Annotated in this window: 16 protein-coding genes; 8 read left to right on the top strand and 8 right to left on the bottom strand. The window is 57.6% G+C overall.

The window, feature by feature from the left end; all coding sequences use genetic code 11:
- The first annotated feature begins 65 nt into the window (after nt 1-65).
- A complete protein-coding gene (locus tag LZ496_RS09920) occupies nt 66-1,286 on the top strand; it encodes a HEPN-associated N-terminal domain-containing protein (protein ID WP_249904464.1) in 1,221 nt (406 codons plus the stop codon).
- 17 nt (nt 1,287-1,303) lie between these two features.
- Here LZ496_RS09920 and LZ496_RS14065 read toward each other — a convergent pair whose 3' ends face one another.
- Together LZ496_RS14065 and LZ496_RS09910 are read right to left on the bottom strand one after the other, a co-directional pair.
- A complete protein-coding gene (locus tag LZ496_RS14065) occupies nt 1,304-2,368 on the bottom strand; it encodes an HNH endonuclease (RefSeq protein ID WP_366516717.1) in 1,065 nt (354 codons plus the stop codon).
- 46 nt (nt 2,369-2,414) lie between these two features.
- Nucleotides 2,415-2,708: a hypothetical protein gene (locus tag LZ496_RS09910; protein WP_249904463.1), complete on the bottom strand. Its 294-nt coding sequence runs from the start codon at nt 2,706-2,708 to the stop codon at nt 2,415-2,417.
- Between the two features lie 59 nt (nt 2,709-2,767).
- Here LZ496_RS09910 and LZ496_RS09905 point away from each other — a divergent pair, with 59 nt between their 5' ends.
- The 4 genes from LZ496_RS09905 to LZ496_RS09890 all read left to right on the top strand — a co-directional run bounded on the left by LZ496_RS09905 (nt 2,768) and on the right by LZ496_RS09890 (nt 6,707).
- Nucleotides 2,768-3,160, top strand: a complete 393-nt coding sequence (locus tag LZ496_RS09905; protein WP_249904462.1) for a hypothetical protein — start codon at nt 2,768-2,770, stop codon at nt 3,158-3,160.
- A gap of 10 nt (nt 3,161-3,170) precedes the next feature.
- Entirely contained in the window at nt 3,171-3,794 is a 624-nt protein-coding gene (locus tag LZ496_RS09900; RefSeq protein ID WP_249904461.1) for a DUF4230 domain-containing protein, read from the top strand.
- Nucleotides 3,795-3,869: 75 nt separating this feature from the next.
- Complete coding sequence (locus LZ496_RS09895; RefSeq protein WP_249904460.1) at nt 3,870-5,276, top strand: virulence-associated E family protein; 1,407 nt, start codon at nt 3,870-3,872, stop codon at nt 5,274-5,276.
- A 273-nt stretch (nt 5,277-5,549) separates the two neighbouring features.
- Nucleotides 5,550-6,707: a tyrosine-type recombinase/integrase gene (locus tag LZ496_RS09890; RefSeq protein ID WP_249904459.1), complete on the top strand. Its 1,158-nt coding sequence runs from the start codon at nt 5,550-5,552 to the stop codon at nt 6,705-6,707.
- 294 nt (nt 6,708-7,001) lie between these two features.
- Here the strand turns inward: LZ496_RS09890 and LZ496_RS09885 are convergent, their stop codons facing one another.
- From LZ496_RS09885 to LZ496_RS09860, 6 genes are all read right to left on the bottom strand, one after another.
- Nucleotides 7,002-7,445, bottom strand: a complete 444-nt coding sequence (locus LZ496_RS09885) for an Hsp70 family protein (protein WP_283937994.1) — start codon at nt 7,443-7,445, stop codon at nt 7,002-7,004.
- A gap of 31 nt (nt 7,446-7,476) precedes the next feature.
- On the bottom strand, nt 7,477-8,367 hold the full coding sequence (locus LZ496_RS09880; protein ID WP_249904458.1) for a sulfite exporter TauE/SafE family protein: 891 nt from the start codon (nt 8,365-8,367) through the stop codon (nt 7,477-7,479).
- Between the two features lie 10 nt (nt 8,368-8,377).
- Complete coding sequence (locus LZ496_RS09875; RefSeq protein ID WP_249904457.1) at nt 8,378-9,493, bottom strand: Glu/Leu/Phe/Val family dehydrogenase; 1,116 nt, start codon at nt 9,491-9,493, stop codon at nt 8,378-8,380.
- An 11-nt stretch (nt 9,494-9,504) separates the two neighbouring features.
- Nucleotides 9,505-10,584, bottom strand: coding sequence for an amidohydrolase family protein (locus tag LZ496_RS09870; protein ID WP_249904456.1), 1,080 nt, complete (start codon nt 10,582-10,584; stop codon nt 9,505-9,507).
- 213 nt (nt 10,585-10,797) lie between these two features.
- Nucleotides 10,798-13,047: a TonB-dependent receptor gene (locus LZ496_RS09865; RefSeq protein WP_249904455.1), complete on the bottom strand. Its 2,250-nt coding sequence runs from the start codon at nt 13,045-13,047 to the stop codon at nt 10,798-10,800.
- A 256-nt stretch (nt 13,048-13,303) separates the two neighbouring features.
- Nucleotides 13,304-14,911, bottom strand: a complete 1,608-nt coding sequence (locus LZ496_RS09860) for a serine hydrolase (protein ID WP_249904454.1) — start codon at nt 14,909-14,911, stop codon at nt 13,304-13,306.
- Between the two features lie 311 nt (nt 14,912-15,222).
- Between LZ496_RS09860 and LZ496_RS09855 the strand changes: the two genes are divergently transcribed.
- From LZ496_RS09855 to LZ496_RS09845, 3 genes are all read left to right on the top strand, one after another.
- The gene (locus LZ496_RS09855) at nt 15,223-16,404 is read left to right on the top strand and encodes an NAD(P)/FAD-dependent oxidoreductase (RefSeq protein ID WP_249904453.1); all 1,182 of its coding nucleotides are present in this window, start codon (nt 15,223-15,225) and stop codon (nt 16,402-16,404) included.
- A gap of 59 nt (nt 16,405-16,463) precedes the next feature.
- The gene (locus LZ496_RS09850; protein WP_249904452.1) at nt 16,464-17,150 is read left to right on the top strand and encodes a helix-turn-helix domain-containing protein; all 687 of its coding nucleotides are present in this window, start codon (nt 16,464-16,466) and stop codon (nt 17,148-17,150) included.
- Between the two features lie 383 nt (nt 17,151-17,533).
- Nucleotides 17,534-19,099: a sensor histidine kinase gene (locus LZ496_RS09845; RefSeq protein WP_249904451.1), complete on the top strand. Its 1,566-nt coding sequence runs from the start codon at nt 17,534-17,536 to the stop codon at nt 19,097-19,099.
- The last annotated feature ends 372 nt before the right edge of the window (nt 19,100-19,471 follow it).

The raw sequence follows: 19,471 nt of genomic DNA, 5'->3' as shown, positions 1-19,471 counted from the left end.
CCGATGTTGATATGCTCGCTCTGTTCTCTACGTGAGTGCCATTCGGGTTACTAACGGAGATGACGATGGGCATCGTCAAGCAGATGTGGTTGGAAGAGATGGAGCGTGGCTACGGTCGCCCCGAAGGATACATCTGCTCTAATTGTGTCTCCGATGACTGGTTGAAACAGTGGATCGAGGACGAAGCGTCCAGCAACACCTGCAGTTTCTGCGATGCCAAGGCTAACAACCCAATAGCGGCCAGTTTCGAAGCATTCCTCGGACAGGTGATGAATGGGGTCCGCTTTTACTGGAACCACCCCGACGACGAGGGCATCATGTATGTGTCGGCCGAGGGGGGCTACCAGGCGTCCATCAGTGATAATTCAGAGGTAGTCTGGGATCTCGGCGTCAGCGAAAATGAAGCTGTTGTCGAAGCGCTTGTCGATGCAATCGATGATAACGGCTGGGTGGCACGCGACTTCTATGTTGGCACGGAGGGAGACCGACTTGGCGACGGCTGGGACCGCTTCACAGAGCTGATCAAGCATCACTCGCGGTTCTTCTTTCTCCGGCCGGAACCCGAGGACCACGACTTTGGTCCCGATATCAAGCCTCACGCTATGCTGGACACTATTGCGGACGTCATCGTTCGCAAGCTCGGCGATTATGGTTTGATTAGCTCGATCACGACGGACCAGAGATTGATCCGAGTGAGGCTTGACGCAGAGAATGAGCACGCCACCGCATCCACGCTCGGTTCGCCTCTTGCGGAATTTGCTAGTCGGTCTAACCGGATGAGCCCGGCTGGTGTTCCCATGTTCTATGGCGCCTTCAATATCCAGGCTGCACTAGCGGAGACATTCGACCCGGACATCAGCGAAAATCCGATCGTCTCTGCGGGCACCTTTAAGCCGGTCAGGGACCTGCGCATCCTCGACTTGGCGAATCTCCCTGACATACCGAGCATTTACGACGAAGACCGGAACTACCTCGTTCACGCGCTGAGGTTTCTCCATGCATTCGCCCAGGACATTTCAAAGCCGATCGAACGAGACGGCAGGGAGCATGTCGAGTATGTGCCGACCCAGATTGTCACCGAATACTTTCGGCGGGTCTTCGAAATCGAGGACCAGCGGCTCGATGGCATAGCCTACCGAAGCTCAAGGGCAGTCGGCGAAAACGCCTTCGTGCTGTTCTGCGAGAACGAACAGTGCATCGACGGGGAGCCTACTGGCGAAGACACTGAAATGCTGCAACTCGTTGCAGTTGAACACTTCAGGATGAGCGCGCCAGACGCTCCATAATTGGTCGGTTTCGACCGTTACTGCCAATTACGCGGACCGAAATGTTCGCGTCGGTGACAGTTCGGACAGATGGCGACGGCGTTCTCGACCGTGTCTTCACCGCCCTCTGAGAGATGCTTTTTGTGATGCACCTCTAGATACGGTGAGCCATCTGAGTTTCGCTCGAATGGTGCGTTGGAACCGCATCCTTCACATGTGCCGTTGCTTCGATACAGCACCTCCGCAACGACATCGGGATTGCGGATGTAAGCAGTGGCGGTGGTCGTCACTCGCGGCGGGTGCTTAAGAGCCCTCTTCAAGCGCTCCAATCGCGCTTCTCTCGACGTCTTCTCAGCAACTGCAACCCTCTGAGCGAAGGTGCGTCTTAGCTCACCCTCGTCCACGCGATTGGTCGGCGAAATCATCGAGGAGCGCACAAGCTCGAACCACTTCGACCCGTCAGCCTCACTGACGACCCGCTCACTCGTAAACTGCCCAGCAAAGGTGAACGGTTGCCTCTCTTCAGTCCGATGGAAAACAAAGACAGGGACATCAGGATTTCTGATTATCGCTGCGTTCTCCACGTAGGACTCGTTGAAAACACCGCTGCGAGATTTCAGGTAATATTTCAGCCGGTCGGGTTCGGAGAGCCAAGTGTTCGGATACTTACCGCCTGTGAACGTTGCCTTCACAAAGACCGCCTGTGGCCGCGGCGGGTCACCTATCAGCAGAATGCCCCCGCTACGGTTGTCATAGAGTTCTGCGAAGATAACCAGCTGGCTGCCCGTGTAGCGCTCACCAACCACGAAGTCGTCTAGCCTCGTTCGCTCCGATGCGAACTTACCAAAAGTAGCCATGAATTCGTCGTGGATGTCTTCGAACGTAAGCAGGCCCGCGGACTTCAAGCCTTTGTAGACTTCGGTTTCCGCCGTGCCTTCGAAGCGGTCCATGTAAGCAACGAGATCGCCGATCCGATCGAAGCGCGGAAGCCAGGATCGAGTGTTTTGGATGGTCGCACGGACTTTGCCAGCCACGCCAGGACTGTTCAGTGCCGGCGAGAGCACCTTCTCCTCAACAAAGGCACGAGCATCTTCAACGCGCACTGTTATGCCTTCCTTGGCGTCGCCTCACCCGCTCCACTTTGTTCAGTTAGGCGGCCGCAAGCAATCCCCGCTCCGTCTCTCCCATGAGATCAACATCCTTCGCAGGATCGTGGAACAGATGACCATACACGTCATAGGTCTTCGTTATGGAGAATGCCCCAGCATCCTCTGAATCTTCTTTGGTGACCAACCCTGTTCGATGAAGAGCGATGCCGCAGCATGGAGCAAGGCGTGCAGCGAGAACTTCGGTGCCCCGTCTACGCACATCGACGGCAGAGAGTTTCGCGAGCATCAGATTATGATTCCGCTGCTCCGTCAGAAAACGCGCAAAATCGAGCATCTTATAAGGAGCTCGCCTGAGCTTCCCCCTTTCGGGGCCATTCAACTCAGGAAATAGATATGATCACAGTCCAGGATTGGGCGTCGCTTTCGCGCGTCCTTACATCGCCACTCGACATTAGACTGAAGCAGCTTCTGATTGAGCGCCGGGACCAGCTCGCCGAGTTCGAAGACCTGTCAGAGATCGCACGGTTCGTCGTTGTTGAGCCCGGCGACGGCCGGGACTCACTCGAACGCGAACTGGGCTTCTCGGTCTTCCGCAATCCGGTCGACGGCCGGTTGTTCGGGGATCCCGAGTTCAGCCCAGGCTGGGAGTGGATCGCCAACCACGGCCACTGCTTCGAGTTCGTGTTCATCATGGACGACAGCGGATACGGCCATGTCGTCTTCGTCCCGAACGAGCCAGGCATCGACCCCGAGTTGTTGCGCTTGTGTCAAGCCTACGCCGACTAGGGAGCACGCCATGCAACACTGGAAACTCCTGGTCGTCACTCATCTCGCGGCCGGCCTGTTCGGCTTCTCGATTGCCCCGCGCGAGTTGCTCGAAACTGAAGTCAAAAGCGCGGGCTTCTTCACGACTGATACACGGCGCGTACTGGCCGTAACCGTCGAGAGCTTGCGGGCCGAGAACAAGCTGCTGGTCTACACCTACAAGGGATCAGCGGCAGTCAGCGTTGAGCGAGCGAAGCTGTGGTTCCTTACCGGCCGGCAGGATCTGATCATCCCTGCCCAAGTCGGCTACTTCGTCGACCTATCAAGACTGACCGTGGAGGATGTAATTTACGACGAGAGGAGACAGCTGCTCACCGTCATGCTGCCGCCCCTCGTCCTCGGTGATGTTGCGTTCCAGCCCGAGGCGGCGCGAACCATCAACGGTGGATTGCTGACCTTCGACCAGGATCAGGTCGATGAGCTGGCCAGGGCGAACTACCTGACCGCTCGCCGAGCCTTCATCAAGCAGGCTCAGGGCGCAACGATTGTCCAGGCCGCAAAGGAGAACGCGATTCGAAGCATTAGAAGTAACGTAGAAATACCCCTGGAAGCGCTTGGCTACGTTGAGATCAACGTATTGGTCAGAGTTAAGTAAACGGGGTCTGAATAGCCACCTAGTTCTTGACCACACAGTACGCGTTTACTATGCGATCAAGGTGACGCGTTCCAAATGGGCGTCCTGAAGAACAGTCTTCCCAACTTGCTTTCCGATCCGAGCGGATCCCGCCGCTCTTCCGCCAAATTGGCGAAAAAAGAATGCAATACCATGGAAAATGAAGACGAAGCCGGTGGGGGGAGGGAGCCAGCAAAGCGCTCAAATCCTGATCGCTCTAACTGGAAGAATCCGGATGCACTCGATCCGCTCTCCTTCCCCCACCTCGTTCGAAACGGTCAACGCCCACTAACAATTGAAAACTTGAAACACTTGCTGACCGAGTACGGCATCAGGGTTCGCTACGATGTCATTCGCAAGCGACTGCACGTCAAATCAGAGCGGTTTGAGCAAGGTCTTGTCGATAATGCGGACAGTGCTGCGGTGGCTCAGATCCTCAGCCTGGCAGCGCTCAATGGTCTTCCGCGTGGCGACTTGGAATTGTTTCTAGACACGATTGCAAACGGTGAGCCTTACAACGCGATTGAAGAGTGGATTCTAAGCAAGCCGTGGGACGGCAAGAACCGCCTGCCCGAAATTTACGCGACCTTGGAACTAGCCGAGCACGGCTGCCGACACCTCAAAGAGATTCTTGTTCGAAAGTGGCTGCTCAGTGCGGTTGCCGCGGCCTTAGTGCCGGGCTTCCGATCCCGTGGCGTACTGACGCTCCAGGGTCCGCAAGGCATTGGGAAAACCAGCTGGTTTCGAGCCCTCGTTCCGCCTGAACTGCAATCCTGGGCAATCAAGATCGATCATCACATGGACGCCCATGACAAGGACTCGATCCTAGGCGCCATCAGCTGCTGGATTTGCGAGATTGGCGAGCTGGACAGCGCCATGAAAAGGGACGTGGCGCGCATCAAAGGGGTGCTGACCCGTGAATCCGACAAGGTGCGTCGGCCTTATGCGCGCACTGAGTCAGAGATTCCCCGCCGCACCGTCTTTGGGGCGACGGTAAACCATGCAAACTTCCTATCCGATGATACGGGCAATTCGCGCTTCTGGGTCTTGCCTGTCATCAATGTTGACCACGGGCACACCGTCGACACGCAACAGCTGTTCGCGCAACTGGCCGAAGAGTTGCACGCGGGCGCAGAGTGGTGGCTCGACGACCATGAAGAGGCATCGCTTGACTATGAAAACCGCGCGCATCGAACGGTGAGCGCCGTCGCGGACTTGGTTCTTGATGCGCTTGACCTGGACCGTGCGAGGGACGGCAATCTACCAGCCATGATCCCGCGGCAACTGCTCGTTGTGCTGGGGGTCGAGCGACCGACCAACACGGAGTGCAAGGAATGCGCAGCAGTACTCCGGGATTACCTGGGCGCACCCAAGCGCATCCAGGGGCGTGACAAGTGGCGGATACCGCTCAAATCTCAATTCCGTAATCAATTCAATCCCGCTGAATTCGACGAGCCTGAATAACCTCCTGGTGGGGGGAGGGTAGCAGTTGGTGCCGAAATCGGGCCGCGAGGATGCGGACAGCGGCCGGAAATTCGGCGAGACCGGTGCCACCTCCCCCCACCGCCCTCGGTGTCTACCGGTGGCTACTGCCTTGAAACGCAACGGCTTTCCGTTTTGCGTTGCCCAAAAACTGCCCACCTGCCCGCGCCGGGCATCACTTCACATCAACCGAACAGGACCCGTCGCTCGCCTTGGCGCGAGCGGCATCCGTCAACTGATTCAAGGAGACTACCCATGCCGAAAGTTAAACTCGATGCCACCTTCTGCCTCACGGCCGCGTGCCCAGCTGGCAAGCGTAAGATCGATTACTGGGATACGATCACAACCGGCTTCGTGCTGGAGGTCCGCGGGAGCGGCGGGAAAACATACTACCTCCGCTACTTCGATCAGTCGGGCCGCCAGCGTCAGAGCCGCATCGCCGGCTTCAATGACGCGACGTTCGCCGAGGCCCAGAAGGCCGCCAAGCGCCTGCGCTCCGAAGTCGTCCTAGGCGGCGATCCCCTGGCCACCAAACGGACAAAGCGCGCCGTTCCGACTTACGGTTCGCTCGCGGAGCAGCACATCGCCCACGCGAAGACCTACCAACGGTCGTGGTGGAGCACCGAGGGCATCATCCGAAAGCACCTGTTGCCACGTTGGGGCCGGATGCGGCTCGACGAGATCAAATCTCAAGACATCGCGAAATGGCTGGCTGAGAAGGCGGCGGCCGAAGGCCTCAAGCCGGCGACGGCAGAGAAAATCCGTGTCGTCATGGGCAAGAGCTTCGCACTTGCTGGGGAGTGGCAACTGCCGGGCGGGGAAAGCAACCCAGTCCGAGCCGTTCGCAGACCCGCCTTCGACAACCGAAGAAGCCGGTACCTGTCGACAGACGAGGTCGAGCGGCTCCTCGTCGCCGCGGGACGCTCACCCAACCCGCAGCTAAGGCCCATTATCCATTTGCTTATGCTGACCGGCGCCCGCGTGTCCGAGCTGCTGCACAGCCGTTGGGAGCAATTCGATCTCGAGCGCAGGACCTGGCACATCTTGATCTCCAAAAATGGTGAGGGACGACACGTGCCGCTCGCCAGTGCCGCGGTCACAGTCATCAAGGCCCTGCAGCGGTTCGAGGGCTGTCCTTACCTTGTCCCGAACCCAGAGACGCGAAAGCCTTTTGTGAGCATTAAGAGAGCCTGGCAGACGGCCAGGAGAGAGGCGCATTTACCTGGCCTGCGGGTTCACGATCTCCGGCATCATTGCGCTTCCGGGTTGGTGAACTCAGGCGCCTCGCTCTTCATGGTGTCCAAGTTACTCGGACATCGCGACCTGAAAAGTAGCGAAAGGTACTCTTTCCTCACCCAGGAAAGCTTGCTGGCCGCCGTCGAGGCGGGAGCGGCGAAGATGGCTAGCCTTTAGTCAATCCCATCAACTCAACCCCGGGCATCTTCAGTGATGTCCGGGGCATTTGCCGCCCCCTTTATTTTTTTTCGCGGGGGAGCGGCCAAGATTCAGGAAGGTTCAAACAATGACCAATGATCATGAGGGTGGCCCATCGAGCGAATTTCTCGAACGTCTCCGCGGGCTGAAATCAGCTTGTGGCTGGCCGAAAGACAAGCACGCCGTCGCGATCGTTCTGATAAGGGCATGCATAGAGGAAGGTGTTGCGACCCGAGCCCAAATCATCGGGGCACTCAAAAGCATCGGGCTCGACTACCGCCACGTCGCGATCATCTTGAACGAAGGCACCGGCGGGGCCCCGGCGCGCCACCGATGGCGACTAGATGGCGAGGGCAGATATAGTCTGGCCGACGTTTTAGTAGACAACTCTACCTTCGCCATCTCAGCAGCATGAAGCAGGCGATACCAGAGGGCATTATACTTTCCCTTTTCACTCTTCATTTGCTGAAGAAGATTGGAAAATGAGCCCCGTCGACAAATCTCCGGAACGATCAACATCTCGACGACCAGCGCATCGAAGTCCGAGCCGCCCAGGTAATTGTCCCCCTCGTGATCAACCACCGTCAGCTCGCCCTCAGTGATTTTCACGAGAGCTACGTCAAACGTACCACCGCCGAGGTCATAAACGAGCGCAATGATCGAAGGCAGAAAATCGGATTGCTGCCCTCCGTAGAAGTCAAACGCCGGCGCTTGCATCGACCATCTTACAGTGAGGTTCCGACGGAAGTCATTCCGCGGCGGCAAGGGCCGGATCGGACCTTTCATTTCGACGCCCGGCAGCAGCGGATTTCAGCATAACTGCCGCTGCATAAAGAACGACGATGATCACCAACCAACGGAGCATTTCAACCGGCATGCTTTGCACAATGAAGGCCGCTACAAGGACAGCGGGAATGCCCCCAAGCGCAATACCCGTCGCAATGCGCAAATCTACCTCCCCGATAAAAACATGCCGACTGCTAGCTGCTGCTCCGGCAAGGGCGGCACCGCCGGCCATAATTGGAAAGCAGAGCCGCGGGTCCATGCCCATCAGGCTGAGCATGACCAGCGTCGGCGCGTAGTTGCCAATGCCAAAATTTAGGAGAACCCCAAATGCGAAATTCGCAAGGATGGCAACGATCATCAGTGACAGTGGCAGCGACGTCGCTGTCCCGCCGCCGGGCATAAGGTCCAGGTTTGCCATCACATAAAGCACAGCTGCAATTACCAGGGCCAAAGCGACAACTAGCTGAATGATCCAGGTGCGCACCACTGCGACGAGCGGAGCCCCAACCAGTCCCCCGATCAGCAATGCAATGACGCACCCGACCAGCAAGACGGGATCGACGAACACCCCAAGCAGGATCAAAAAGATGATCCCCTGCAACATTGCCGGCGGGGTATGCCCGACGATCATCGTGCAGGGAATGAGCCGGTCGGCAACCATGCCCCGGAACTTAAGCCATGCCGTTGTGGGCGCGAAGGACCCGATCCCAAGCGTGTCGAAGAAATTGGTGATTGCGCCCAGGGCCACTGCCTCAATGTCCGGAACCGCGCCACGTTGAATGGCTGCACGGATCAAGATGCCGCAGTAAAACAGGCTCGCGATGATGATCGGAACCAGAAGAGCAGCCAGCATGTTCGCCCCCTCAGTTGACGCTAGAGGTCATTCCAACGGTCGACACAGAGTCGTCCGAAGGACGTGCCCCTGACAATCCCGCGCGCGTAATAAGTTCGCGCGCCATAATCTCCGCGGTTACCTCCGGCGTAGTTCCGTCCCTGGATGAGCGCTCAAATATGCTCGCCAAGCGTTGATGAATAGCAGCAAGACGTTCTTCCAGGGGTCCCAGTGCAGGCCGTATCCGACCGGGCATATCGGCCAAAGCTTCCAGCCCGCTTATGATGCCGCCGGCATTGATTACATAATCGGGTGCAAAGAGGATGCTGCGACGTGCCAGGGCGTCACCAGCGGCTGGCGTAGCGAGCTGATTATTCGCGGCACCTGCGACGGCCCGGGCCGAAATCTCCCCCGCGCTGCGCTCGGTGATAATCCCACCCAGCGCACAAGGCATAAAGACGTCGACATCTGCTGCATGGACTCCGGCCGTGTCCGAAGCTTCTGCGCCAAATCGATTGACTGCCTCCCGAACTTTCTCGTCTCGAATATCGGCAACAACCAGCCTGGCTCCGGCCTGATGCAGCCGCTCGGCGACACCCCAGCCAACGGCGCCCAGACCTTGGATTGCAATTCGCACACCATCGAAGTCAGATCTGTCAAACTGACGCTGCATTACGGCACGAAGACCGTGAATGACTCCGATCGCAGTATAAATTGACGGATCGCCTGTTCCCGCCGACGTGCCACCGACGAACGGCGTCACCTCATGGACGGTATCAATGTCGGCGACCGACATGCCGACGTCCTCTCCTGTCGCAAAATACCGGCCAATCCGATCGATATAGCGGCCAAAGGCATGGAGGAGTGGGCGGTTTTTCAACTTGGTCGGCTCGCCGATGATAATCGCTTTCCCACCGCCGAGAGGCAGGCCAGCCAACGCCGACTTGTAAGACATCGCCTTCGAGAGCCGGAGGGCATCGTCCAACGCAAGCTGGTCATGCTCATAATGCTTGAACCGTGTGCCACCGGCAGCTGGACCAAGTGCCGTTGAGTGGATTGCAACTACGGCGCGCAACCCAGTCGCCGCATCAGAGAAAAAGCAAACTTGCTCGTGATCATCGAATTCTCGTGAGTTCCAAACTGGCATCCACCCTCCCCTCAATGACTACTTGGGAGGTTGGTTTGGGATGGGCTCGCGACGGTGGCCTTCAGATACGGCGCAAGATTGTTGCAGAGCTGCGCCCATTCGGCGTCGGTAACCGGAAGCTTTTCGCGCATCAGTGCGAAATAAGGTGCGATGCGACCGATAGCCGGCCAATCGCTACCGATCACGAACCGTTCGATTCCAATCTTGCGCATCAACCCGACAAAGGTCTTCAGCTGCTCGTCACTACTGCCGAGCGCCTTCGCCGTTTCCTCCGGCAAAACCACCCCGGAAATGTCGAACACCAGATTCTTGGTGCCCGGAGCCTTGCGCGCGATCGCCTCGTCAAAGGCCTCAAGCGATCCAATCGTCGCGGGATCCGCACCCGCATAGCCGCCACCATGGGCGATCTGGACAGGAAGGTCGCCCGCCTGGGACAGTACCTTATCGATGAAGGTCTCGACTTCCGCCTTGGGAAAAGCGCCGCCACCACGAAGATGCACGAGTAGCGGTAAATGTGCTTCCTGTGCCGCTGTGAAGAACGTCGCCAACTTGGCGACCTGCTCGGGCGAGCTCGCCTTGAAGCCGGCCGCCCCCAAATGAAGCTTGATGCCGCTAACGCCAGGCTTGCCTGCCCAGTATTTGAGCTCTTCGCGGGCGTTTGCAGCCAATGGGTTGACGGCAATGAAGGCAATCAGCCGCCCGTTCGAGGACAGCGCTGTATCGACGATGAACCTGTTTTCCTCACGCATCTTGCGCGCCGCTTCCGCGGGATCAGGCGTTAGCATGAAAAAGTAGGCCGTCGAAATGAGCACGGCCCGCTTCACGCCTGCTTCGTCCAGGATATGGATGGCGTCGGCCGGTGTTGGCCTGCTGAAAATGTCCTTGGATAGATGCTCAAACGCAGATGGATCCAACTTTTGCATTTCGTCCACCTGATCGCTCAGGGCGGCGCTTCCGAGATGAACGTGATGATCGACGAGGGGCGCGATTGTGGTGGTCTGCGGAACGGATTGTTGCGCATTCGCCGGTGAGATTGCCAGAACCGTGGCGGCGGCCAAGCCGGCGATCATTCTGGCGAACCGGCGGCGCATGATTTTCTCCTGCCCCGGCTTCGCGCGGAATTCCTGATCGAAGGACATGCTAGCGAGAGAATTACCGATCAATCCATTCGCCGGCACACTTGGCTTGAGGGCGCCATGGTCTGTTTGCCGCATGTACGATGTCCTTCTGTCAGGTTCCGAGCTGAGCTAGCTCACGGACGTTAAGAGTGGCGGTCCAGCCAGACGGGCTGGACCCCCATGTAGCTAGATCTTGACGTCGAATGTCACGCCGACAGTCCGGGGACGGACAACATATTCCTGGACTGGCGGACTATCTACACTGGTCGAAACGCCGCGCTTGTCGCTGATGTTCTCAGCAAACAGTGTGGCACCAACTTTGCCCAGGTCGACGCCTACACGCGCGTCGAACAGGCTGTAGCCGCCTTGGCTGGTCGATGCCTCGAGCTGGCTTGGCGAGCTCGATATGTACCGATGCGAAAGCAGGATCGATGGGTTAAACTTCGTGTCTACGAAATCATAGCTAATGGTATTGGAAATTTGCCACTTGGCCGCGCCAGGCAGCCGCGTTCCCTTCGGGAAAACGGTGTCCGTCGGATTCGACGGATCGGGATCGAACGTCTTGCTCAGCTCCGCATCGAGGTAGGTGACGTTGCTAGTAAGATTGAGGCCACGGGTCGGGCGCAACGTTGCACTCGCTTCGAGGCCGAAGATCCGCGCATCCCCCGCATTATCGACGAAATTGACTCCAGACGCCTGGCGCCTGAGCTGAATGTCGGTCCAATCAACATAAAAGCCAGTCAGATCGAGCAGCAGTTTGCGGTCCCATAGATCAGCGCGGGCACCCAACTCGTAGTTCCAAAGGGAATCGCTATCGAAGGACTTTGGAACGTTCGCGAACGTGATCAGATTGGCGCCACCGAACCGGTAGCCCTTGGAAGCCAGCGCATAAACCATCAGATCGTCGTTAGGCGTCCAGGTAACAGACGCCTTTGGGCTGAACCCGTTAAATTTGCGCGTGTCCGAGGTGGACAGCGTATATGTCCCTTCGGTGAGCAGTACATAGGTACCGAATGCGTCTGATGAATTGGTCAAACGCTGTTCGAACAAGCGACCACCCAACGTCAACTTCCACTGATCGCTGAAGTGATATGAGCCCTCGCCAAACAGCGCCACTTCCCTTGCCTTGGCCGGAAACTGGGCATTGACCAGCAGGTCGTTCGGAGCGAGCAGCTGGCCCATGTTAGGATCCAGTCCGAGGAATGGCCCAAACACGTCAAGGAAATCAGCAAGGCCGACGGCAATGATTTCCTGTCCCTGCTTCATCTTCGTTTCGTCGTACATCGCGCCGATTAGGTAGTCGAATTTGCCCCCCGGGGCCGAAGCCAGCCGTATTTCAAACGTGTCACCCTTGCTGGTCCCGTCGCCAAAATTTGCAATAGGGGCGAGCCCAAAAAGGGCGGGGCTCAGGGCCACACTGTAGTCGCTCGCAAAGCTGCGGCTTTTTTTATGCCGCGTGGCAGTTGCAGTCAGCGTTCCAATCGGAAGATCCTGGTCGACACGCAACTGATGAATGCGCGTTTTGAGCTTGAAGAATTCGGAAAGAGCTGTGTTTTTCAGAAGTCCGCCGTCCAGGTCGGCCTGCCGATACCCATCATCGTCGGTGTCTTGATGCTGCTCAAGATAAAGATAGTTGAGGTCGGTGGTATCAGTAGGCTTCCAAGTCACGAGGATCCGACCGCCTTTAGTGACTGTTTGGTTTACGTTGGTTTTGTCGGTGCCGATATTGTCAATAAATCCGCCGTCCTCGCGATAGACGAAGACACCCCTGATACCGAGTTTGCCGTCGACCACCGGCGCGTTGAGCATGATCTTGCCGGCGCCGCCCATGGCACCACCATGCGTATCGCGGAGCGTTGCCTGGCCATGTGCTTCCCAGCGGTCGAGATCCGGCTTGGCTGCCTGGTAATTGACGGCCCCGCCCAGCGAGGATGAACCGAACAATGTGCCCTGAGGACCGCGGAGAATCGCAACATTGTCGACGTCGAAAGTATCGATGTCAGGCGTGCCAAGCGAAAAGGCAGGGTCCGTCAACGGAACTTCGTTGATGAAGATACCAGTGGTTGCCTGCCCAGCCTCTGACCCGGTTGTGGTGGAAACGCCTCGAATGGTCACATTGCCTTGGCCGGGAGTGGAAGCATTGAAGACCACGCCGGGTGTGCGTGTAAGATAGTCTTCCATGCTGTCGGCACCCAGCTTTTCCAGCTGCTCGCCGGTTTGCACAGTTACCGAGCCTGAGATGTCCCTGACCGCCTCCGGCCGCTTAGTTGCCACCACCACGATGTCTTCCGGCGGAGCGACATCCTGATCGTCAGGCTTGGCGGCATTCTCGGTTTCTGCCGGCGCGCTTGCAGTCTGAGCGTAGGCCTGACCAGGCAGTAGGGTTAACGTTGCGGCGCTCACCATCAAGAACCCAAATCGTGACAATCGCATCATCTATCCCCTCCCCCGGGAGCCATGGCCTATTTTTTTTCTAAAACTGACTTTTATTTCTGTTCTGGACAAATTTGCTTGTCAAGCGGCAAAGAGTTTCACTACGCTTTATGCGGCCAATGATGTCCTGACCTGGCATGGCCTCTCGATCGAAGAAATTTGATGGCCGCCGATGCGTCCAGCGGTTTGACCGGAAGCGCGAACAGCTTTGGTCGACGCGGCTAGGGAAACAGGAGCTTTGTCGACGAGCGGGACCTGGCTAGTCCTTCTTTTTGAAGTCCAAGTCCTGGAAGTCGAAACTGAAGTCGGTGGCCGGCGAGACCGCGCGCATGGTCATGCCGGTCACTTTGCCGTCGAACCCCTGCTCGAAGCGGACAAAGGCATCCGCCTCGAGACTACGGTCATTCCAGCGAACGATGAAGATGTTTCCGTTGTAAGGCGTCAACGACCCCTCCAGGCTCGCGGTTCGGCTAAACTTTAGCACAAGCTGGCTTCCGGTGCGCCGGACCGTCGCGTCGCCGCGCCAGGCATCATGATAGGTTCCGGCATAGGCATCCAGCGGGAGGGAGGGCGGTGCAGCTTTCGCCGCTACTGTTGCTGCCGCGGCCTCGACTTTCGCAGCACTCGCCGCGCGTTGGGCCATCATGGCCTGGGCAATTGCAACCCAATCCTTCGGTTTTGCGCCCAAATAGGCATCCAGGATCTGGCCGCCCACCGCTTCCATTGCTGCTTCGTTCTGCTGATTGGTAAAGACCAGCACGCCTAGATTGAGTTCGGGGATCATACTGACCCACGTCACGGTGCCGAGGACGCCGCCAGTGTGATGGATGCGCCGGAATCCATGCGCATCGCTAAGGGCCCAGCCAAGGCCATAACCGGAAAAATGCGTATTATACATGCCCGCAAGGATCGGGCTGAGCGGCGTCGGCGTCACAACATCCCACATTTCCTCGCCGCGTTTGGCACTGAAAAGCTGTTGGCCGCTTGGCGCCAGGCCGCCAGCAAGTTGAGCCGCGAGCCATTTGGACATGTCCGCAATGCTGCAGTTGATTGTACCTGCCGGACCGATCACCCGCATGTCCACCACGGGAATGGGTTGGACCTGTCCGTCAATCACGACATGCGGCGAAGCAACATTGCTTCGGTCCGTGATGAGATCGTACCTAGCCGAGCATCCGGTCATCTGGAGTGGCGCAAACACGCGCTTGGTCACGAAATCTTCCCATGATTGCCCGGTCACTGCTGGAATGAGCTGGCCTGCCACCAGGTAGAGCAGGTTGTCGTAGTCGAATTTCTCGCGGAAACTCGAAACCGGCTTAAGATACCGTAGACCATGGATGACCTCGTCGCGGCTCATGTCGGTGGCAGGAAAGAACATGAGATCCCCGGCACCCTTGCCGAGGCCACTGCGGTGGGTCAGAAGGTCGCGGACGGTAAACTCGCGCGTGACGTAGGGATCATACATCCTGAATTGCGGGAGATGGTCGATGACCTTGTCATCCCAACGCAGTTTCCCCTCGTCCACGAGAATAGCCAGAGCAGCAGTGGTGACCGCCTTGGTGTTGGAACCGATTTGGAAGATCGTCTCTGCGTCGACGCGGCCGGCCGCCCCCGCTTGGCGGACGCCATACCCCTTGGCAAAGAGTTGCTTGCCGTCCTTGACGATCGCTACCGCCATGCCAGGAACGTTGAACGCCTTCATCGCCCTCGCGACGGTGTCGTCGATCTTCTCGGGGGCAATCGGAGCCGCGGGAGCGGCATCGGCCGTGCGGCTCGGAATGTCCTGCGCGACCGCGGGCGGCGCACCGGCAATGAACGTCAATAGAATGGCCAGTGCCGTCGAGAAATCTGCTTGAGTGCGCTTCATCAATCTCTTCCAATTAATCACCCGCAGAAATCTAACTAGAATATCGTTTCGCGCAATTAGTTTTCTAAACCAGCAATTTTTGTTGAAATTTTCCCGCACCCGAGGAACAAGCTTTTTCCGGAGGGCTGTCGAGTCAACGTGTCACAATTCACCAATCCGCCGAGCTATCGCTCCATTGCACCGCTGCTCCATCGAAATTCTGTTGATCTCGTGGACCAACAGCGTCTGCCAATCGGGAGCGATACTCCTGCAATATGGACGCCAATTCCGAATGGCCCTTATACTTGCGGGTCCACCGCGGTGGAAACTTGATGACATTCCAACCGGACATTGCCGTTATCGGCGCCGGTATTGCTGGCTCATCGATCGCCGCGCATCTAGCCGCACACAGGAAAGTTCAGCTGTTCGAGATGGAAGACCATCCCGGCTACCATTCGACCGGCCGGTCCGCTGCCGTGTTTTCGGAGGCGTATGGCAATGAGTTGGTCCGCGCACTCACACGGGCGAGCCGCGAGTTCTTTTACAAACCTCCGCTGGGCTTCGCGACGGCCCCTTTGGTGACGCCCCGGCGGGTTCTTTTAACCGCACGCCAAGGTCAAGAATGCGCGTTTGATCAATTTGTGGCGGTTGCAAAAGAGGCCGGTCACGTCGAACTCCAATCGTTGAAAGAAGCATTGGCGCTTTGTCCGATTCTCAGGCCGGAGGTCCTGATTGGAGCGGCGCTGACCACCAGTCCCGCGGATATAGATGTCAATGAACTTCAGCAGGGATATCTGCGCCTTTTCCGCCAGAGAGGCGGAATTGCCGCAATGTCATCACCGGTCATCGGACTAGAGCGAGATACGCAGGGCTGGCGGATAAGGATGGCGGATACCGAAGTCCGCGCACAGATCATTGTCAACGCATCAGGTGCCTGGGCGGGGGAAATTGGGTTACTCGCCGGGGCGACGGATATCGGCCTCCAGCCGCTCAAACGCACGGCTTGTTTGATCGAAGCACCCACCGGACTCAATACTGCCGACTGGCCGATGTTGGTGAACGTGGAAGAGGATTTTTATCTGAAGCCGGATGCCGGAATGTTGCTACTCTCGCCTGCCGATGAAACCCTCACGGACCCATGTGACGCGCAAGCCGACGAACTCGACATTGCCATAGCTGTTGATCGGCTGGAGCAGGCCACAACCCTTCAAGTCAGGCGGATTGCTAGCAAATGGGCCGGCCTAAGGTCATTCGTCCAGGATAGGTCGCCGGTGATTGGTTTCGATCGCCTGCAACCGAGCTTTTTCTGGTTTGCTGCACTTGGAGGTTATGGGATTCAGACCGCACCGGCCTTGAGCAGGATCGCGGCCGGCCAGATTTTGAGTGAATCCCCGAGCTGGAAAGCGGATGGCTACGACTTGCACGATTTGGGGATCGACGTTTCAAAAATGAGTCCTGAAAGGTTGGGCTTGCCCAGCGAGCAAGAACTCGCCCTAGGGAAAAACTTTCTTTGAAATTGAAAACCCTTGGTCCGACAACCAGCGCACACTAGTTTCGCGTCATAGGAGATTTGATGGCTAGCGATGACCACAAAGGTAAAGTCCAAGCGCGCCCCGGTGCGGCGTTGAAGGCTTTGCGAGCAAAGCGTGGCCTAACCCTGGCAGATGTCAGTTACTTGACCGGTATGAATGTCTCGACCTTGTCGAAGATCGAAAATGGCAAGGTGGCGCTGACTCTCGAGAAACTCTTACGCATCAGCGACGGCCTTAGCGTCGACTTGACTGAGCTAATTTCCCCGACAGCAAAAGAGGGGCCGAAAATCCAAAGTGCGACGCGCCGTAGCGTCGCCCGTGCGGGAGATGGCCAGTCGATCGAAAATCCCAAGGGCAATTCTCTCTATCTGGCATCGGAACTGCTGAACAAGAGAATTACTCCGATTGTCGGAGAGGTCTTTGCTAAGAGCATCGAAGAGTATGACGAACTCATGCGGCACGCGGGCGAGGAGTTTGTCTATGTGCTCGAAGGAACCCTCGAATTGCATCTCGATATGTACACGCCGGTGCGCCTGGAGAAGGGCGATTCAGTCTATTTCGATAGCGAGATGGGACACGCCTATATCGCCATTGGAGATGAGCCATGCCGCATATTATCGATCTGCGCGTTAACCGATGCTCATTTGACCGAAGCGGCCGGGATGATTGGGGGTTCTACTCATATCAGCGCAGTCGCAACGCCCACCGAACGGAGCGCTAACCAGTAGGATCCATCCGAGTATTCGGTCCGACGCCTGTCTTTCTGCCTGCCAATGCTCGAATCCTGCGAATTGCCTACCTGTCGTGATAAACGAAGCCACTGTTCGGCCATTTGCCGGCAGACGCTTCTGACCCTAGTGTCGCAAGAAAAAGATCGCGGTGAAGACCATCCCAAAGCCGGCCCCGAACAGGAAGCCCTGCAACCGTCGATTCTTATCTTGATTCGAACGCCGTTTTGACCGCCGCATTCTCTCAACCGCTAATGACCGCATTGGGTGGAAAGCGGACATTGGCTGCAAGTTATGTTGTCCGCTATCCGTCAAATCGTTGGCGTGATTTGATTAGGTTGCAGCGCGACAATAGGTAGGCTCGGAACCCAAAGGGGAGGTCAGTGGCGCAGGAAACGCTGGGGTTGTTCGACACTGCACCGGTCCGGCAAGAAATCCGGATCGGGCTGGCGATTGTTGCCCTGGTGTTCATCACCCTCATAGTCGCTACGCCGGTACATAATATCTACGTTGGTGCGATCCCTGGACTCATCCCCGCGCTCGACGCCGGAATGCTCGTTTGCGACTTGATTAGTGCCGCCATCCTTTACGCTCAGGCCGTCGTTTTTCGATCGCGCGCCCTGACCGTGTTGGCTTCGGGCTATGTCATCAGCGGGTTGCTCCTCATCCCGTGGGCGCTCACCTTTCCCGGCGCCTTTTCCGCTGCCGGATTGCTTGGCGCCAAGGTCAACACCACAGGCTGGATCGCTGTAGCATGGCGGCTCTCGGTGCCGATTGCCGTCTTCTTCTATGGCTGGCTCAAGCGGGCAGATGCGACCGACCGGTCGCTGGCGGAACGGCCTCCTGCAAGAATTGTCCAAGGCCTGCTGATTTCATTCGCGCTCGTGATCTTCGTCACGTTGCTCGCAACGCTTGGGCACGACCTGCTGCCGTCCTTCTTCATCGATCAGAACCAGGTCATTCAGTCCACGCTGATCACCGTGAACGTCGTGGTGATTGCATGGACGGTCGCGGCGATGGTCATGCTGCTTCGGCAGGAGCGGTCCGTTCTAGACCTGTGGCTGCTGGTCGCGCTGTCCGCATGGCTGGCGCAGTCGCTGCTGAACCTCCCGCTGCAATCACGGTTCAGCCTTGGCGCCTACGTCTTCCTGGTTCTCACGCTCGTATCGAACCTCATCGTGATGCTGGCCCTGATTACCGAGTCCAATCGGCTTTACGCGCGGCTTGCCTTGTCGACAGCGGCGCGGGATCGAGAGCGCGACGCGCGACTGATTTCGATGGACGCCGTTGCGGCAGCGATAGCCCATGAGGTGGCGCAACCGCTTGTCGCAGCAAAGCTCAGCGTTTCCACCGCGCTGAGCTGGCTCAATCGCTCAGAGCCGGACACCAAAATGGCAATCCGATCGTTGCATGAAGCTGCCGATTCCAGCGAGCGGACGTTCGATGTCATCAAGAGTGTCCGGGCCACTTTCGTTACAGAGGAGGGAACGCGGAGTGAAATCAGCCTGAATGATCTGGCCCGTGAAACCGCATCGCTAATGGACAGGGAGCTTGCTGCCCGGAAAGTCTCCCTGAAACTTTCGCTGGATGATAGCTTGCCGCCAATTCTGGCTAACAGAGTTCAGATTCAGCGGGTCCTCATCAACTTGCTCACCAATGCGATCGAATCCATGGTCCAGACACGCAGGCGACCGCGGAACATCGCCATCCGGTCCGTCCTGCTGGATGAACAGAATGTGCAGCTCGATGTGAGCGATACCGGCGCCGGCATTTCACCGGATAGAATGGCGCAGATCTTTGAACCGTTTTTCACGACCAAAGCTACCGGGACTGGCTTGGGCCTATCGCTCTCCCGGACCATCATCGAGGAGCATGGTGGGCGACTGTGGGTCTCGCCAGGCGATGGATGTGGTGCGACCTTCCACATGCAGCTGCCGCACCGCCGCTAATGACCGGAATGGCTCGAAAGCGGACACAAGAGCTTGTGGGTCCGCACGGGGTCAGATTCCGGCCGGCGATAGGCCCAAAGCACTTTCGCTAGGCAAAGCGATTTCGTGCAAACTTGGCGCGTTTGGGTCGTCGCTGGGTAAGCCAAAGGGACGCACCGAATGGTAATGCCAAGTCCTTGAATTATTAGCTTTTTGCGAAACGCTTCCCCTGCCTTCGTAATGATGGGGTCAGGTGTTCGAGTCACCTAAGCGGCACCACCTCACATTGTTCACCTGCTCGGCCTATCCAGCGGCCACTGGCCACCCTTGCCCTACCGGCAGGGGCGGCAAATCTCGGAAGACTGAAACCGGGCGAATGATAAGCTCTTCCGG

Source organism: Sphingomonas caseinilytica, from assembly GCF_023516455.1.
Lineage (GTDB): Bacteria > Pseudomonadota > Alphaproteobacteria > Sphingomonadales > Sphingomonadaceae > Sphingomicrobium > Sphingomicrobium caseinilyticum.
Note: the sequence above shows the minus strand (reverse complement) of the source record. Positions and strands in the feature narration are given on the sequence as shown.

Bases quoted from the DNA above. Each gene is read 5' to 3' on its own strand.
- LZ496_RS09920 (WP_249904464.1), top strand. From the start codon at position 66: ATGGGCATCGTCAAGCAGATGTGGTTGGAAGAGATGGAGCGTGGCTAC.
- LZ496_RS09910 (WP_249904463.1), bottom strand. From the start codon at position 2,708: ATGCTCGATTTTGCGCGTTTTCTGACGGAGCAGCGGAATCATAATCTG.
- LZ496_RS09905 (WP_249904462.1), top strand. From the start codon at position 2,768: ATGATCACAGTCCAGGATTGGGCGTCGCTTTCGCGCGTCCTTACATCG.
- LZ496_RS09900 (WP_249904461.1), top strand. From the start codon at position 3,171: ATGCAACACTGGAAACTCCTGGTCGTCACTCATCTCGCGGCCGGCCTG.
- LZ496_RS09895 (WP_249904460.1), top strand. From the start codon at position 3,870: ATGGGCGTCCTGAAGAACAGTCTTCCCAACTTGCTTTCCGATCCGAGC.
- LZ496_RS09890 (WP_249904459.1), top strand. From the start codon at position 5,550: ATGCCGAAAGTTAAACTCGATGCCACCTTCTGCCTCACGGCCGCGTGC.
- LZ496_RS09885 (WP_283937994.1), bottom strand. From the start codon at position 7,445: ATGCAAGCGCCGGCGTTTGACTTCTACGGAGGGCAGCAATCCGATTTT.
- LZ496_RS09880 (WP_249904458.1), bottom strand. From the start codon at position 8,367: ATGCTGGCTGCTCTTCTGGTTCCGATCATCATCGCGAGCCTGTTTTAC.
- LZ496_RS09875 (WP_249904457.1), bottom strand. From the start codon at position 9,493: ATGCCAGTTTGGAACTCACGAGAATTCGATGATCACGAGCAAGTTTGC.
- LZ496_RS09870 (WP_249904456.1), bottom strand. From the start codon at position 10,584: ATGCGCCGCCGGTTCGCCAGAATGATCGCCGGCTTGGCCGCCGCCACG.
- LZ496_RS09865 (WP_249904455.1), bottom strand. From the start codon at position 13,047: ATGATGCGATTGTCACGATTTGGGTTCTTGATGGTGAGCGCCGCAACG.
- LZ496_RS09860 (WP_249904454.1), bottom strand. From the start codon at position 14,911: ATGAAGCGCACTCAAGCAGATTTCTCGACGGCACTGGCCATTCTATTG.
- LZ496_RS09855 (WP_249904453.1), top strand. From the start codon at position 15,223: ATGACATTCCAACCGGACATTGCCGTTATCGGCGCCGGTATTGCTGGC.
- LZ496_RS09850 (WP_249904452.1), top strand. From the start codon at position 16,464: ATGGCTAGCGATGACCACAAAGGTAAAGTCCAAGCGCGCCCCGGTGCG.